The sequence below is a fragment of the Pseudoalteromonas sp. J010 genome (assembly GCF_003934235.1).
GTDB lineage: Bacteria > Pseudomonadota > Gammaproteobacteria > Enterobacterales > Alteromonadaceae > Pseudoalteromonas > Pseudoalteromonas peptidolytica.
Map to the genome: position 1 here is coordinate 68,404 of NZ_RDBW01000003.1, position 15,956 is coordinate 84,359.

General features: G+C 43.8%; 14 protein-coding genes. All 14 read right to left on the reverse strand.

The window, feature by feature from the left end; genetic code table 11:
* Positions 1–41: 41 nt before the first annotated feature.
* Positions 42–3,122 (reverse strand): ligand-binding sensor domain-containing diguanylate cyclase, encoded by a 3,081-nt coding sequence (locus tag EAG18_RS02835; protein WP_125250895.1) that lies wholly within the window; start codon positions 3,120–3,122, stop codon positions 42–44.
* Positions 3,123–3,146: 24 nt separating this feature from the next.
* The gene (locus tag EAG18_RS02840; RefSeq protein ID WP_125250896.1) at positions 3,147–3,629 is read right to left on the reverse strand and encodes a phosphatidylglycerophosphatase A; all 483 of its coding nucleotides are present in this window, start codon (positions 3,627–3,629) and stop codon (positions 3,147–3,149) included.
* Positions 3,630–3,637: 8 nt separating this feature from the next.
* The gene (thiL, locus tag EAG18_RS02845) at positions 3,638–4,600 is read right to left on the reverse strand and encodes a thiamine-phosphate kinase (protein WP_125250897.1); all 963 of its coding nucleotides are present in this window, start codon (positions 4,598–4,600) and stop codon (positions 3,638–3,640) included.
* 43 nt (positions 4,601–4,643) lie between these two features.
* Positions 4,644–5,054 (reverse strand): transcription antitermination factor NusB, encoded by a 411-nt coding sequence (nusB, locus tag EAG18_RS02850; RefSeq protein ID WP_125250898.1) that lies wholly within the window; start codon positions 5,052–5,054, stop codon positions 4,644–4,646.
* Positions 5,055–5,065: 11 nt separating this feature from the next.
* Positions 5,066–5,530 carry a 6,7-dimethyl-8-ribityllumazine synthase gene (gene ribE / locus EAG18_RS02855; protein WP_125250899.1) on the reverse strand — a complete coding sequence of 155 codons (465 nt, stop codon included), beginning with the start codon at positions 5,528–5,530 and terminating at the stop codon, positions 5,066–5,068.
* 116 nt (positions 5,531–5,646) lie between these two features.
* Positions 5,647–6,759, reverse strand: a complete 1,113-nt coding sequence (ribBA, locus tag EAG18_RS02860; protein WP_125250900.1) for a bifunctional 3,4-dihydroxy-2-butanone-4-phosphate synthase/GTP cyclohydrolase II — start codon at positions 6,757–6,759, stop codon at positions 5,647–5,649.
* Positions 6,760–6,787: 28 nt separating this feature from the next.
* Positions 6,788–7,444 carry a riboflavin synthase gene (locus EAG18_RS02865; RefSeq protein ID WP_125250901.1) on the reverse strand — a complete coding sequence of 219 codons (657 nt, stop codon included), beginning with the start codon at positions 7,442–7,444 and terminating at the stop codon, positions 6,788–6,790.
* A 1-nt stretch (position 7,445) separates the two neighbouring features.
* Entirely contained in the window at positions 7,446–8,558 is a 1,113-nt protein-coding gene (gene ribD, locus EAG18_RS02870; protein WP_125250902.1) for a bifunctional diaminohydroxyphosphoribosylaminopyrimidine deaminase/5-amino-6-(5-phosphoribosylamino)uracil reductase RibD, read from the reverse strand.
* Entirely contained in the window at positions 8,555–9,004 is a 450-nt protein-coding gene (nrdR, locus tag EAG18_RS02875; RefSeq protein ID WP_010372109.1) for a transcriptional regulator NrdR, read from the reverse strand. The genes ribD and nrdR overlap by 4 nt, the downstream gene beginning before the upstream one ends.
* Before the next feature lie 85 nt (positions 9,005–9,089).
* Positions 9,090–10,346 carry a serine hydroxymethyltransferase gene (gene glyA / locus EAG18_RS02880; RefSeq protein ID WP_125250903.1) on the reverse strand — a complete coding sequence of 419 codons (1,257 nt, stop codon included), beginning with the start codon at positions 10,344–10,346 and terminating at the stop codon, positions 9,090–9,092.
* 257 nt (positions 10,347–10,603) lie between these two features.
* Positions 10,604–11,887, reverse strand: a complete 1,284-nt coding sequence (gene thrC / locus EAG18_RS02885; protein WP_125250904.1) for a threonine synthase — start codon at positions 11,885–11,887, stop codon at positions 10,604–10,606.
* The gene (thrB, locus tag EAG18_RS02890; protein ID WP_125250977.1) at positions 11,887–12,825 is read right to left on the reverse strand and encodes a homoserine kinase; all 939 of its coding nucleotides are present in this window, start codon (positions 12,823–12,825) and stop codon (positions 11,887–11,889) included. Before thrB ends, thrC begins: the two co-directional genes overlap by 1 nt.
* A gap of 8 nt (positions 12,826–12,833) precedes the next feature.
* Entirely contained in the window at positions 12,834–15,248 is a 2,415-nt protein-coding gene (gene thrA / locus EAG18_RS02895; protein ID WP_125250978.1) for a bifunctional aspartate kinase/homoserine dehydrogenase I, read from the reverse strand.
* 240 nt (positions 15,249–15,488) lie between these two features.
* Positions 15,489–15,854: a response regulator gene (locus EAG18_RS02900; protein ID WP_125250979.1), complete on the reverse strand. Its 366-nt coding sequence runs from the start codon at positions 15,852–15,854 to the stop codon at positions 15,489–15,491.
* Positions 15,855–15,956 lie beyond the last annotated feature (102 nt).

Sequence of the window (15,956 nt, forward strand, 5' to 3'; positions counted from 1 at the left end):
GTAATAAAGGCGTAAATCATCCTTAACGTAAGGGTTAAGGGTTATCTCATCCACACATTTACTTCAGCCAGTCCATTGCTTTGCAATAACTGTAATTGTGACTCGATATTTGCACTTTGCTCAAACTCGAACGCATCAAGCTGTTCATCAAAAATAATTGTTGCAGCGCCATCACCACCACGCTGTTTAACCTGATGTAAGGCAATATCGGCCAGATTCACCGATGATTCCCAACCAATCACTTTGCCGCCGAGTAACGGCAATGGATAGTACGACCACCCCATAGACACGGTCAGATTAGTGGTTTTACCGTTAGGTAAGCGATATTCTGTCTCAGCAATTGCTTTACACAAGTCACTCACATACTCTTCAATATAATCCCTGCTGAAGTCTCGCAGCAGCAATAAAAATTCATCTCCACTCCAACGTACAACATAATCAGATCCTTGAGTCCGAGTATTAAGTAACGTGGCCAACTGCTGCAAGCAACTATCACCACCAATTGGGCCGTAGGAGTCATTGATTTTACTGAAGTCATCAATGTTCATAATCATCAACACTAGGCTTTTATTCTGCGCCTGTAGTGACTGAGCATTACGTTGATAATGCTCTACATCTTTTGGTAGCTGATCAAACAAGAAGCGGCGGCTTCGCAGCCCTGTTAATTCATCAGAGTGACTCACCAACTTCAGCTGTGTATTCACTTGATTGAGTTTTTCATTCGCTTTTCTAAGCTCCGTGGTACGCTCAGCGATGAGACTTTCTAACGCCGCCTGCTTTCTTCTTTCCTGTGCTCTGAACACCCAGAAAATTAAATAAAACATGAAGATAAAGGCACATGTAATAAATAGCCTAAAGTAAATTGTCTCATCAAAACGACGCGGTAGTGTAACCGGTAACGCCAGTGTTTTTGCTTGCTCCCAGTCTTGCCCTTGACGTTTCGCTTCTAAAATAAACGTAAAGTTTCCTGGTGGTAAATTAGTATAAATTGCTTCTCGACGAGACTGCGCATCACGCCACTGATTATCATGCCCTTCAAGCATATATCTAAACTCGATGCTTTGCGGTGCATAGAAATCAATGGCCGTATAGTTAATCGTCAAATCTCTTTCTGACGTATCGAGTGAAATAACCTGATTCAATGAATCAGCACTAAACACTCTATCGTGGGTTGTGAGCGATTCCAAACGAGGCTGTAATCCTCCCCCTCCGAATAGCTGTACATTTTTAGGGATCTCTACCACACCTTGCAAACTTGGATAAAAAATCGCAGATTCAGTTTCCACAACCGCATCATGCCCAAGCCCAGAGCAGCACTGACTCGGCCTACCATCAAGCTGCTTGTCAAACGGACTTATTACTTGCTCAACTTGCAAACTCTCTATCACATGAGAAAACTGTGCCACAGGCATCCTGTAAACACCTTTCATCGTACTTACCCAAATTAGTTTATTGAGTTTGTCAAAATGTAACGAAAAAATGGAGCCGTATGGCAGGCCGTTGGAGGCATCTAATTGATACCAATCTCCAGCCGATGTTCGATAAAATAGCCCATCATTTAGTGAGCCAACTAACGTCGTCACAGTGTCTAGGTGCAAAATACTCGTGACATAAGCTGAATCGAGAGACGTTTGTGAGCCTATTTTTTCAATGCCCTTGTCATTGTACCTGTAAGCCCCTTTGTTAGTACCAAGAAAGCCATACCTTGGAAAATCTTCAACAAAAGTCACAAACTGGCTGCCTAAGAAGGCATTGTACGCAAAGGGTGTAATACCTTTATAATCGAGTCTATACAATCCTCGCCCCGTACCAAACCACATGCCACCTCGGTTTGAAGGGCTGAGCGAAAAAACAGGATTCTGTCTCAGCTCTCGCTCATTAATTTTTTGCAAAGTACCATTTTCGTATAGTAGTGCACCGCGATCGGTGCCCAAAATTAACCTGTCGCCAATAAATTCTAAGTCATGAATCACCGAGCGGTTTAATTGGGCACTGGTTAATACCGGTTGATAGCTATCTTTTAAACTGATAATTCCCAACCCCTCACGGCTAGCCACCCATAATTTTCCGTTAGGCCCTTGAGTAATGGCGGAAATAGCTTGGTTAGTTTTTAAGCCTATATGATGACGCTCAACTTTCCCCGCATGGGCAAGCCATAACCCTTCATTTAGACTAGCAAGCCAGATATTATTATCTTTGTCCAAAAAGATGTCGGCAAACCAAATACTTTGATCTAACTGAATGGGTTCTACAGCCTGCCACACACCATTATTTTGGCGGTACAATAAACGCCCATAGGTAGAAACCCACAGCCCACCTTCCTTATCATTAAGAAACTTATAGACCGCATTGTTTCCTACTTCTTGATAGCGCCGAAGTACTTCATCAAAATCAAGAAAGTAAGCTCCCAACTCTGAGGCTAAATAGAGCTTGCCATCGACCCAAGCTAAATCGTGGATAATCGTTTGAGCCAGTTGCTCTGGCATAGAGACCTTACTGGCCAGTTCAAGCCTTACGCCATCGCCGTTTCGATTACTAGATTCACTGATTTTTAGTAAGTGACGTTCGTTCACTAACCAAATGCCATCAGGAACTAATGCCATTTTGGTAACTGAGCCAACAATCTGATTGATCTGAGTTACATCTAATGTACTTTGCTCGATATGATTTGCTGCAAGCGTAAGCTTTTTGGCGGATACATAGTACAACCCATTTGCTGCAATCCAAATACCACCATCTTTATCTTGTAATATATCTCTTACTGGGCCTTGTAGGTCAAAGCGTCTGGCTTCCAACGTTTTTGGATTAAGTCGAAGTAAGCCACGGCGGGTGCCAACCCAAAGCATACCAAAACGATCAACGATGAGCTTATTGATGGCATTACTATTTAAAAAGTCAGCATTTTGGGTGTTAAAATTTTGAAATTGGTGACCGTCAAAGCGACTCAAGCCAAATTGTGTACCAAGCCAGATGTAACCTTGATCATCCTGAACCACACTTTTGACACTCTGTGATGGCAATCCACTTTGGATATTCCACTGTTTAACGACGTAATCATCAATTGCCGCATGAGTCATAAACGGTAACAGCAAAGTGAAAATGAAAAACAATAGCCTTATCATCTTTATTCCATCACATCAGTATTATTAGACTAAGATGCCAGTTTTAAACAAAGCTTGCACGCAAATCAATGAAAAAACACCAGCTAATACATCATCTAACATAATTCCAGACCCACCATGTAAGCGTTTATCTAGCCATCTTATTGGTCCGGGCTTAAAAATATCGAAAAAGCGGAACAATATAAAACCAACAACTAAAGATTGCCAGCTTATCGCCGCACCAATCATAGTGATATAGAAACCTGCGACTTCATCCCAAACGATTGCGGGATGATCATGTACATTAACATCGGTTGCAGTTTTGCCRCATAGCCAAATACCAAGCAAAGTCATCACTATTGCCACCAAGCACTGCAACCAAACAGGTGCACTTTGGGTAAGCAAAATAAATGGTAATGCGGCAAAAGTCCCTACCGTGCCGGGCGCTTTTTTTGCCAGCCCTAACCCAAAGCCTAACGCCAAAAATTGGTGTGGCTTCTTTAAATTAAATTTGTACTGCTTAGCCAAACCTACTCCTAGCTAAAGTGCTCAAAACCTTGGCCACTTAATTGATAAGGTTGACCTTTATTAACCAATTGAACTTCACCATTATGCGCCGTAATTTGGCCAATACAAACAGGTTCAACACCATATTGTTTTAGCCGAGTTTCAACTGCATTTTTATTGTTATCATTAACGGTAAATAATAACTCATAATCATCTCCAAAACTGAGCGCTAACCGCAGTCGAGCAGCTTCATCTAGACTAGCACGTAAAGCATTCGACATTGGGACTTTATCTACGTGAATTTTGGCACCGACTAATGAGGCCTTTAAAATATGCTGTAAATCAGCCAATAAGCCGTCGGAGATATCTATTGCTGATGTCGCCAAACCACGCAACACTTGTCCTGCGGCCACACGTGGGGCTGGATAATGAAACTTATCAAGTGCTGCTTTATAATGCAGAGGATCCAGCATCAACTCCTGTTTGCGAGCTTCGATCGCTAAACCCGCATCGCCCAACGATCCGGTGACATATATCCAATCACCAACACGCGCGCTCGAGCGTTTTAAGGCTTTACCATTTGGCACTATCCCTTTTGCACACACAGTAATAGTCAGCGGCCCTTGTGTCGTGTCGCCACCGATTACTTGTACATTGTAGTACTCTGCAATTTCATGCATGCCTTCTGTAAAAGCTTCTAGCCACTCCATATCAGCTGTCGGTAATGTCAGCCCCAAAGAGAGCCAGGTTGGTTCCGCTCCCATTGCTGCCAAATCACTAAGATTCACTGCAATGACCCGATGTCCTAATGCTCTTGGAGGAATGTCTTCAAAGAAATGAACGCCAGAAACCAGCGTATCAGTAGTCACTGCTAGTTGGTGACCAGTAGGTACAGATACCAGTGCACAGTCGTCTCCAATGCCAAGTTCCACATCTCGACGAATAATACCACGTCCCTTAAAATAACGATTGATTAGCTCAAATTCTTTCATACACAAAAAAGCCGGCCTAAGCCGGCTATTCCTATCGTAAAACTTATTTACGAATAAACTTAACCGCTTTGTCCAGCACACCATTGACAAACTTGTGGCTCTCTTCTGCGCCAAACATTTTTGCCAACTCTATGCCTTCATTGATCGCCACTTTATATGGTACATCTTCACGGAACTTAAGTTCATAAGCACTAACACGTAGCACAGCCAACTCAACCATATCTAATTCTTCAAGTGGACGTGCTAAATGTGGTTTGACAGCTTCATCAAGCTGCTTTTGATTAACCACTACGCCACGAGCCAAGTCTTTAAAGTACTCAACATCCACTTTAGATACGTCATTTTCGATCAACATCTGCTGTTCGATGTCGGCAATTGGGTTACCACTTAACTGCCAAGAATAAATAGCTTGTAAAGCAAGTACACGTGCTTTGCGTCTAGCTGCTGGTTTCACTGAGATTCCTCTTAAATTTGCTCTAGCACGTTCACCATTTCTAGTGCACCAAGGGCAGCTTCACCGCCTTTGTTACCCATTTTAGTGCCCGCGCGCTCTATAGCTTGCTCAATGCTCTCAGTAGTTAACACCCCAAAAGCAACTGGAATATCATAATCTAATGAAACACAAGCCAAACCTTTGTTTGACTCATTCGCCACTAAATCGAAGTGTGGCGTACCACCACGGATGATCACACCTAAGGCAATGATTGCATCATGCTCTTTTTTCATTGCTATGCGCTTTGCTGCTAGTGGTAGTTCAACCGCTCCCGGTACATACACTACCGTGATGTCCTCATCACTAACACCACCAGTACGCTTTAACTCATCTACCGCACCCTCAAGTAGGCTGCTACCAATGAAATCATTAAAACGTGAAATGACAATGGCAAATTTTTTGCCAGGAGCGTACTTATTACCTTCGATTACTTTCATTAGATGTTCCTAATCTGTATGAGCAATTGCCAAATTGAGGCGCATGATAGCACAGTAATATGGTAATCGCCTACTATCTGACTATAGGCGATTACAATCAATTTGGCTTTTTGGAATTAATTTGGTTCGACGTATTCAACGACTTCTAAATGGAAGCCTGATAGAGCATGGTACTTTTTCGGTAGACTCATTAGGCGCATCTTCTGAATACCTAAATCAGCCAAGATTTGAGAGCCAATACCAACGGTACGTGATGTGCCTTGGAATTTACGATAATTAACTTGCTCTCCAGCATCTTCTGCGGCAAAAGCTTTCACCAAGGCTTCCATATCTTCGCTGCGCTCTTGTTTACCAAGGATCACTAGAACCCCATCATTTTCAGCGATATGCTTCATAGCGCTTTGCAGCGTCCAACTTCTATCCGCGCTGCGATCAGAATGGAGAATATCGTTAAACGTGCTTTGTAGATGCACACGTACCAAGTTTGCATCTTCCGTTTTAATGTCACCTTTGACCATTGCATAATGAAGTTGATTATCAATAGTATCTTTGTAAGTTACTAAATTAAACTCACCAAATTCAGTAGGTAATCGACATTCCGCCACTTTTTCAATGGTAGTTTCATTTAAGTTACGATATTCAATTAAGTCTGCAATTGTACCGATTTTTATATCGTGCTCTTTGGCGAATACTTCTAGTTGTGGGCGACGTGCCATGGTGCCGTCTGGATTTAGAATTTCAACAATCACAGAGGCAGGCTCCAGTCCTGCCAAACGCGCTAAATCACATCCAGCTTCAGTATGACCTGCGCGCGTTAAAACGCCGCCTGGCTGCGCCATAATTGGGAAGATATGACCTGGCTGTACAATATCCTCAGGTACTGCACCTTTAGCGACCGCAGCTTGCACGGTACGAGCACGATCAGCAGCGGAAATACCCGTTGTTACGCCCTTCGCAGCCTCAATAGACAAAGTAAAGTTGGTAGAAAACTGAGCACCGTTAGTTTTCACCATCAATGGTAAGTTAAGCTGCTCACAACGCTCTTGCGTCATGGTCAAACAGATTAGCCCACGACCATACGTTGCCATGAAATTAATTGCATCTGGTGTAATGTGCTCTGCTGCAACGATCAGATCACCTTCATTTTCTCGGTCTTCATCATCCATCAAAATAACCATTTTACCGGCTTTAATATCGGCGATGATTTCCTCAGCACTATTCAAACTCATAGTTTTCCCATTTTTACTTTGTCTGTGGCTACTTTATAAAGCCAGCTTTCGCCAATAGACTTGTTGTGAGAGTGGTCTCGCTGGCAGCGCTTGGCTCCCCCTGAATTAGTCTTTCGAGGTAGCGGGCGATTTGATCGACTTCAAGATTTAATTCTGAGCCAACTTGAAACCCTGCAATCGTAGTTTCTTGCGCCGTATGCGGCACAATCGTTAATTTAAATCGATTTTGTTCAACTGCGTTAACGGTCAAGCTAATACCATCAATGGCAACAGAACCTTTATAAGGTATATATTTCATTAGTGATGCGGGTGCAGATAACCAATAGTCGGTCGCTCTAGCATTCGGGGTTATCTCTACCACTTTAGCTATCCCATCAACATGGCCGGACACTAAATGGCCGCCCAAACGCGATGTCGGTTGTAACGCCTTTTCAAGGTTGACCGTTTGCCCTTTTTTATATTCGGCAAAGCGCGTCAAACTTAAGGTTTCGTTAGAAACATCAGCTTTAAATCCATCTTGAAACTTCTCAGTTACAGTAAGGCAAACACCATTGGTTGCAATACTGTCCCCTAAGTTTACATCACTCATATCAAGTGACGATGAGCTCACTCGGACAACTAAATCACCACCCTTTGGCTGCAATTGAGTTAGTGTCCCTGTCGCTTCAATAATGCCTGTAAACATGTTACTTCTCTTTAGTCGCAGTAATTTTAAGGTCAGGCCCCACTGGCCTCACATCGTCAAATACCAATTCAGGTATTTGCGCCATAGACTGTAACGGCACGGTATTAAACAACCCGCTCCCTGAGCCAATGATTTTTGGTGCTAAATAGACAATATACTCATCAATCAGCCCCTGCTCGTGCATCACACCGGCAAGGGTTGCTCCGGCTTCTAACCACACATAATTATGTTGTTTTTCAGCCAATGTGCTAAGCACCGCTCGTAGGTCGAGTTTGCCATTAATTTCAGGTACGACTACTTGTTCTACGAAATAAGGCCAATCTTTTGAATTATCAATAGTACGGCGAAAAATAATCACAGGAGATGTAATGCTAAATAGTGCAAGGTCAGGAGTCAGTCGATTTTGAGAATCAATGATTGCGCGTACAGGTTGACGTAACTCTGATTGCGGGTAATCGCAGTCTTCTAACAGTGCCTCACGCACATTCAGCCTTGCGTTATCGACAATTACAGTATCGGCTCCGCTCAGGACAACACAACTTTGCGCGCGATGATGCTGCACATCCAAGCGTGCTGCGTCAGAGGTGATCCACTTGCTTTGACCATTATTTAATGCTGTTTTGCCGTCAACAGAGGCTGCAAGCTTACAGGTTACGAACGGCAATCCCTGTTCCATTCGTTTCAAAAAGCCATTATTTAGCGCTCTAGCTTGTGGTTCTAGCAAACCAAAGGCCGTTTCAATACCCGCGGCTTCTAGCATTGCCAATCCACGCCCTGCAACTTGCGGGTTAGGGTCAACCATAGCTGCAACCACTCTGCTGACGCCTGCGTCAATCAGACCTTTTGCACACGGCGGCGTTCTACCATAATGACTACAAGGTTCGAGTGTTACATAAGCTGTGGCACCAGCAGCCTCAGCTCCAGCTTGCTTAAGCGCATGCACCTCAGCATGACCTTCACCTGCTTTTAAATGCGCGCCTTCACCAACGATTTCACCGTCTTTTACGATCACACAACCAACGTTGGGGTTTGGGGTTGTGGTGTATTTACCGCGCTTTGCGAGCGTGATAGCTCGGCTCATATATTCATGATCTTGTGATTTGAACTGGCTCAATCCCCCAACCTCGCAATCTCTTCACCAAACTCACGAATATCCTCAAACGAGCGATACACTGAGGCAAATCGCACGTAAGCCACTTTATCAAGCTTTTTGAGGGCTTCCATAATACATTCACCAATCATGTCACTTGGAACTTCACGCTCGCCTGTACCACGAATTTGAGATTTAATCTGATGTACTACTTCTTCTATTTGTTCTGTACTAACAGGGCGCTTTTCCAGCGCTCGGTGCATGCCATTAAGCAGTTTGTCTTCGTTGAACGGCTCTCTGGTGCCATCTTGTTTTATTACTCTTGGCATCAGAAGTTCCGCGCCTTCAAAAGTAGTAAAGCGTTCGTGGCATAAAATACACTCACGGCGACGACGGACTTGATGGCCGGAAGCAACCAATCGTGAATCTATCACTTTGGTATCTTTGGCTGTACAAAATGGACAATGCATAGACGCTCTCGTTGAGTTAAAAACAAAAAAGGCCGCTTGAATGCGGCCTTAATCATAACAAAAAACTGCTTTTTTGTGAGCGAAATTATGCGTAAACAGGTAATTTAGCGCAAATTGCTTTTACTTTTTCTTTCACTTGTGCTTGTACAGACTCATCATTGATGTTGTCTAGTACGTCACAGATCCAGCCAGCAAGCTCTTTCGATTCAGCTTCTTTAAAGCCACGACGAGTGATCGCAGGAGAACCGATACGAAGACCTGAAGTAACAAACGGTGAACGAGGGTCGTTTGGTACAGAGTTCTTATTTACTGTGATGTTTGCACGGCCAAGCGCAGCATCTGCATCTTTACCTGTGATGTCTTTGTCAATCAGGTCAAGTAGGAACAGGTGGTTTTCAGTTTTGCCAGAAACCACTTTATAACCACGCTCCTGAAGTACCGCAACCATCGCTTGTGCATTTTTAACCACTTGCTCTTGGTAAGACTTGAACTCTGGCTGTAGTGCTTCTTTGAACGCAACTGCTTTCGCAGCGATAACGTGGCACAGAGGACCACCTTGGCCACCAGGGAATACGGCAGAGTTTAGTTTTTTGTAGATTTCTTCATCATCACAAGCAGAGATGATAAGACCACCACGAGGGCCCGCTAGCGTTTTGTGCGTTGTTGTTGTTACAACGTGTGCATGAGGCACTGGGCTTGGGTAAATACCAGCAGCAACGAGACCTGCAACATGCGCCATATCAACAAGTAGGTAAGCGCCTACTTTGTCAGCGATTTCGCGGAACTTAGCCCAGTCAACGATACCTGAATACGCAGAGAAACCGCCGATGATCATTTTTGGTTTGTGCTCAAGTGCTAATGCTTCAACCTGAGCGTAATCAATTTCGCCAGTTTCTTCGTTTAGACCGTACTGAATAGCATTGTACGTTTTACCAGAGAAGTTTACATGAGAACCGTGTGTTAAGTGGCCACCATGAGCAAGACTCATACCTAGCACTGTATCATGTGGCTGAAGTAGCGCTTGGAACACAGCCGCATTTGCTTGTGAGCCAGCATGAGGCTGAACGTTTGCGTAAGTCGAACCAAATAGTTCGTTGGCACGGTCAATGGCAAGTTGCTCAACCACGTCAACGTGCTCACAACCACCATAGTAACGCTTACCTGGGTAACCTTCAGCATACTTGTTTGTTAGCTGAGAACCCTGGGCTTCAAGTACGCGTGGGCTACAATAGTTCTCAGAAGCGATAAGCTCGATGTGCTCTTCTTGACGTGAAGTTTCTGCTTCAATCGCTGCAGACAATTCTGGGTCAAAATCTGCAATATTCATGTTACGTTCTAACATGGTTTCTCCTAGGTAAACGTAAGGGTATTTTTAAAGACAAACTAGCGCCGGTAAGTGGCCAGTATGTCTATGAAATCAGCATGGGTATATTTAATCAGGGATTGAATTTATTTCACACCCCTATCGCGATGATATTTTTTTATTTAAACATTAATATTTTAAATGAGACAACCTAAGTTGCATTTGAAAAGCTAATATAGTTACGAAATTGAACATACCTAAGTGAGCTATTTACCCACTTAGGTCCCCGTTCTGATCTAGTTCAACTTTGCCAATATCGCCGCCTTCAAGGCGTTATAATCGGCACTAAGTGATTCAGCTAAACACGGTTTTTTCAGCGCATCAGCCAACGGCTTTGGCATATCAAGCTTATGATTTAAAACATCTTCTACAGACTCTTTGAATTTTGCTGGATGTGCAGTTGCAAGGAAAATCCCGGTTTCATCCGCTTGAGAGTCCAGCGCCAATCCCTCGTAAGCTATCGCTGTATGCGGTTCAGCCAAATAGCCTTTGTCATGTAATTCTTGCATGACTGTTTGAGTGCGCACTTCCAACACTGAACGTGAATAAAAGTCATGTTTGTTAAAATCACCTCTTTCCAACATGATTTCAACTCGAGGCCAGTTATTAGGTTTGCTCACGTCCATCGCATTAGAGAGTGACTCCAACGTGTCGTTTGGTTGCCACTCACCTGATGTAACATAACGAGGCACAGTATCATTCTGGTTTGTCGTCGCACTTAGCTTGGCGATCGGTAATCCTATTGCTGCCGCTATCATCGCTGCGCAAACATTACCAAAGTTACCACTTGGCACTGAAACATGCACTTTATCACGCTGCGACTTAGGTAATTGTGCTAGTGCTTCAAAGTAATAACACACTTGCGCCACTAAACGGCTGATGTTGATTGAGTTTGCCGAATTAAGACCAAGTTTTTGCTTCACCTCGTCATCAAGAAATGCAGACTTCACCATCGCTTGGCAGTCATCAAAGCTACCATCTACAGCATAGCAATGAATGTTTTTCCCAAGTGTTGTAAACAGCTTTTGCTGAGCAAGTGAAATTTTGCCATGGGGATACAGGATCACTACATCAACGTTTTCTTTTTCGTAAAAGGCATGGGCAACGGCAGCACCTGTATCACCACTTGTCGCTGTGAGGATAGTTACACGTTCACCTTGATTAAACATGCTGATACATTCAGCCATAAAGCGACCGCCAAAGTCTTTAAACGCTAACGTTGGACCATGAAATAACTCTAAGCAATGCTGGTTGTCAGCAACCTCCACAAGCTTAGCTGGAAAGTTAAATGCGCGCTTTACCATGGCATCTAGTGTGTCTTGTGGTAATTCATCTCCGATAAGGTGGTGAAGTACTCTGGCACTGCGCTCAGCAAAAGGTAGTGCAAGTAATGCGTCAATATCCGCAATACGCTCAAAAGATGGTGGAAAGAAAACACCCTGATTGCGACCTAGGCCAATTTTGACCGCTTCGACGAATGAGACGACCTGCTGCTCGTCCTTTAAATTTACTAACTTCATTATTTCTGATCCTTTAATTCTCTTGTACCTTGCGTATCTAGTCGGCAAATATGGCTAAACCCTGCATCATTAATATAGTGTTGCTGCAACCATTGCTGTACGGCATTTGCCTGTTGCTCAGACTTACAAATTGCAAATAATGTAGGTCCTGCTCCGGAAATACTCACCAGCTCGGCTCCTAGGGCTGGTAGCGCCTTTTTCGCTTCGCTAAACCCGGCAATGAGTGGCGCTCTCGCTTCCTCGGCAATACTGTCTTTCATCATCGACAGTGCGTTATCAAATTGCCCTGACTGCATCAGTAAACAAAAACCAGATAGTCGCTGGGCAAATTCCACCGTATCATGCAATGAAAACTGCTGCGGTAGTGCTTGTCTTGCTTTTGCTGTGTTTAGTGCAAAACCTGGATAAGCAATGACATAAAACCAATTTTCATCATACGCAACACTGATTGCTTTGCTCGGAATGCAGTCCGCAGTCAGTTGCAGTCCACCAAGGTAGCATGGCGTGATGTTGTCGTAGTGACGACCGCCACTGACCTTAGCTTCAAAGTCGGCCATCAGTTCAATAAGCGCCTCTTGGCTTAATTGCGTATCGGCAAAATCATTAAGCGCAGCAAAAGCAGCAACTACAGAGCATGCGCTTGAACCTAACCCAGAACCAACAGGAAGACCTTTATATAAAGTCATGGCAACCGCTGGCATGTTTGGTGCTACATGCTGCTTGAAGTGCAGTAAACACTGAAACGCCAAATTGTCTTTGGGATCGGCTGAGAGCTTTTCAGCATATGGGCCAATACAATTGAACGTATCATGCTCTGCAGCTTCAACGCTGACCTGATCACCCAGTAAACTGCCATCAATGGGTTCAAGTGCGGCGCCTAGTGCGTCAAAGCCAACACAAAAATTTCCCATAGATGCAGGTGCATAAAATGTTTTCATCATTACCCCTACCTCGACAGCGTTTTTAGAATATCTGTAAACACGCCAGCAGAGGTCACTTCCGCACCGGCGCCATACCCTCTGATCACAAAAGGTTTTGGCTGATAGTACTGGCTTAAGATTGCGAGTGCGTTTTCACCATCACGAATATCATACAAAGCGTGCTCCTTATCTACGGCTTCAATACCAACGCGGCATTTGCCATCAACAATTGAACCAACATAGCGTAGCACTTGGCCTTGTGCTTTTGCCGCTGCTATACGGGCTGAAAAAGCGTCATCTAATTGAGGTAATTGCGCCATAAATTCATCAACACAGGTACCCTCTGCAAACCCTTCAGGCAACACTGACTCAACTTCAATATCGTCCAGTTCCAATGGCAATCCCGATTCGCGGGCAATGATGAGCAGCTTACGCGCGACATCCGTTCCAGATAAATCATCGCGTGGATCAGGCTCTGTAAAGCCATTTTGTTTGGCTTTCTCTGTTGCTTCCGATAGCGATAAACCATCTGATAATACGCCGAAAATATATGACAGCGAGCCAGACAAAATACCACTGAATGACAGCAGTTCATCTCCTGCGCCAAACAGCAATTTAAGGTTGTCTAGTACAGGTAGACCTGCTCCAACGTTAGTTTCATATAAAAAGTGACGGCGCTTAGCTTGTGCAGCTTGTTGCAGCGACTGATAATACTCATAACTGCCTGTATTTGCTTTTTTGTTAGCCGCAACGACATGAAACCCAGCATTTAGAAAGTTTAAATAGTTGTCTGCGACAAATTGGGCAGCACTACAATCGACAATCACAGGGTTTATTAAATGGTTTTGCTTAACAAACTGGCTAACGTGTTGTAAATCAAAACCCGACTCAGCTTTTTCAAGTGCCAGTTCCCAGTTATCAAATGGCACACCTTCAGAGTCTAAATAACATTTACTCGAGTTGGCAATACCATAGAGATTCAAGCGAATATTACGCTTTTCGAGCCATGCTTGCTGTTTATGAAATTGCTTCATTAATTCTTGACCCACTAAACCACAGCCAATCAAGAAAACATCAATGGAAGGTACGTGCGTGAAGAAGTTTTCGTGACACACCTTTACTGCATCTTGGCACAGCTCACCATCAACCACCGCCGAAATTGAACTTTCTGTTGAGTCCTGCGCGATGGCGACAATATTCACCTGGGCTTGAGCGAGCGAAGCAAAGAATTTGGCAGCAAGACCTTTGTGCGCTCTCATGTTGTCGCCAACCAAAGTAACGATAGCAAGATTACGCTGCACTTCAATTGGGTCGATTAACCCAGCTTGGGTTTCAAGCTCAAATGCCTGTTCCAGCGCAGCCAGCGCGAGACTTAGGTCTTGCTCATGGACACAAAAACTAATACTAAATTCACAAGAAGATTGTGTAATCAGTACGATAGAGACATTGTCTGCTGCCAGTGCAGAAAAAACCCGGGCAGCCATGCCTACCTTGCCTTTCATTCCAGGCCCTGCCACAGTTAACATAGCCAGTTTGTCTAGACTCGAAAGCGCTTTTACTGGAGCCTCGCCACCACCTTGTGCACAAATCAGTGAGCCGGGCACTTCTGGGTCATGAGTATTTTTAATTTCGCACGGCACATCCGCTTTGGCGCAAGGTAAAATGGTTTTTGGGTGCAGCACTTTAGCGCCAAAATAAGACAATTCCATAGCTTCTTTATAAGACAGCACATCAACTTTAGTTGCCTTTTTAATAAGACGAGGATCGGCACTATAAACACCATCAACATCAGTCCAGATTTGGCAGATTTCGGCTTCAAGACAAGCTGCTGCAACTGCCGCAGAATAGTCAGAACCATTACGACCAAGCGTTGTCAGCTCACCCGCTTCATTACTGCCTGTGAAACCCGCCATAATATAAAAACGCGATGCGTTGGCACGAACCATCTCTGCAAAACATAATTTACTCAACCTAAGGTCAACTTCCGCATCAAGGTATCCGCCTTGTGTTTTTACGCACGCTTCAGCACTTAACGAAACCGCATCGGATTGCAGCATGGTATCCATTAGCGCGACACTTATCCGCTCACCAAAGCTAATGACATAAGCTCTGGCTTGACTTGGGCAGTGCCCCAGTAGCTTTGCACCATCTAGTTTATTCTTCAGTAATTCAAAGTCAGGCCAACCCGAAACACTACCGTACACAGCTTGTACTTCATCGTGTAAGCCTTGGCTACGAGATGCAAATGACTGCCATTGAGTGTCAAATTCAACTCCTTGCCCTGCTAATTCAGCAAGCTCAACTAATTGATCTGTCATGCCACCAGGGGCGGAAAGCACGACGAGTGCTTGTTGTTGCCCATGATCTTTAATGAGCTGTCTTACTCTTTGTAAACAGGCAAAATCTTTGAGGGAAGACCCTCCAAACTTTAGTACTCGCATCATTTTTCCTCATTCCAAAAACAAAAAAGGCCTGTGTTCTTAGTGAACACAGGCCTTTTTTAAACTCGCACTGACCTATGCCACTATCCAGTTAGGATGGTGGTTGTAATAATGGTCGTAGTGATGATATTCGTTTTCATAAAATTAGATTGCCTGAAGTGTAGTCATACTGTCAATACGAAATAGCAAAATAGATTATGCAAATTTCTAATAGTGACATTTGTAATCTGCATAGATAAGTTATCTTATCCCAAATTTATGCAATAGTTCCAAAAGCTGTTCAGCTTTGGCTGGCTTTTCTAGAAACCCCAGCGCGCCCAAACTTGCAACTCTTTCTTTCATTTGCGCCTGAATATCGGCTGAAATTACCACTACATAACATTCAATTTTATTGGTTTTTATTGCTTCAAGCACACCAATGCCGTCTAATATTGGCATGGTCAGATCAAGACACAACAAATCGATTTGTTGTGCTTGCAGTATCTCCATTGCTTGTTGGCCATCCTTTGCTTGGTGCAACACGATATCTAAATTGCTCTGCAAGTGTTTTATTACTTGCTTTCGGGCTACAGCCGAATCATCGCAAACTAAGACGGAATAACTCATAAAGTGGCCAGTCTTGTACTTAATAAAACGGTCATTGGATAACACTAACTTATAACACATTAAACTTTGCTTAGTAAGGCGCTAAAAAACATATTTAATTAA

Coding starts and splice junctions, on each gene's coding strand:
- EAG18_RS02835 (WP_125250895.1), bottom strand. CDS start 3,122: ATGATAAGGCTATTGTTTTTCATTTTCACTTTGCTGTTACCGTTTATG.
- thiL (WP_125250897.1), bottom strand. CDS start 4,600: ATGAAAGAATTTGAGCTAATCAATCGTTATTTTAAGGGACGTGGTATT.
- ribE (WP_125250899.1), bottom strand. CDS start 5,530: ATGAAAGTAATCGAAGGTAATAAGTACGCTCCTGGCAAAAAATTTGCC.
- ribBA (WP_125250900.1), bottom strand. CDS start 6,759: ATGAGTTTGAATAGTGCTGAGGAAATCATCGCCGATATTAAAGCCGGT.
- EAG18_RS02865 (WP_125250901.1), bottom strand. CDS start 7,444: ATGTTTACAGGCATTATTGAAGCGACAGGGACACTAACTCAATTGCAG.
- nrdR (WP_010372109.1), bottom strand. CDS start 9,004: ATGCATTGTCCATTTTGTACAGCCAAAGATACCAAAGTGATAGATTCA.
- glyA (WP_125250903.1), bottom strand. CDS start 10,346: ATGTTAGAACGTAACATGAATATTGCAGATTTTGACCCAGAATTGTCT.
- thrC (WP_125250904.1), bottom strand. CDS start 11,887: ATGAAGTTAGTAAATTTAAAGGACGAGCAGCAGGTCGTCTCATTCGTC.
- thrB (WP_125250977.1), bottom strand. CDS start 12,825: ATGAAAACATTTTATGCACCTGCATCTATGGGAAATTTTTGTGTTGGC.
- thrA (WP_125250978.1), bottom strand. CDS start 15,248: ATGCGAGTACTAAAGTTTGGAGGGTCTTCCCTCAAAGATTTTGCCTGT.
- EAG18_RS02900 (WP_125250979.1), bottom strand. CDS start 15,854: ATGAGTTATTCCGTCTTAGTTTGCGATGATTCGGCTGTAGCCCGAAAG.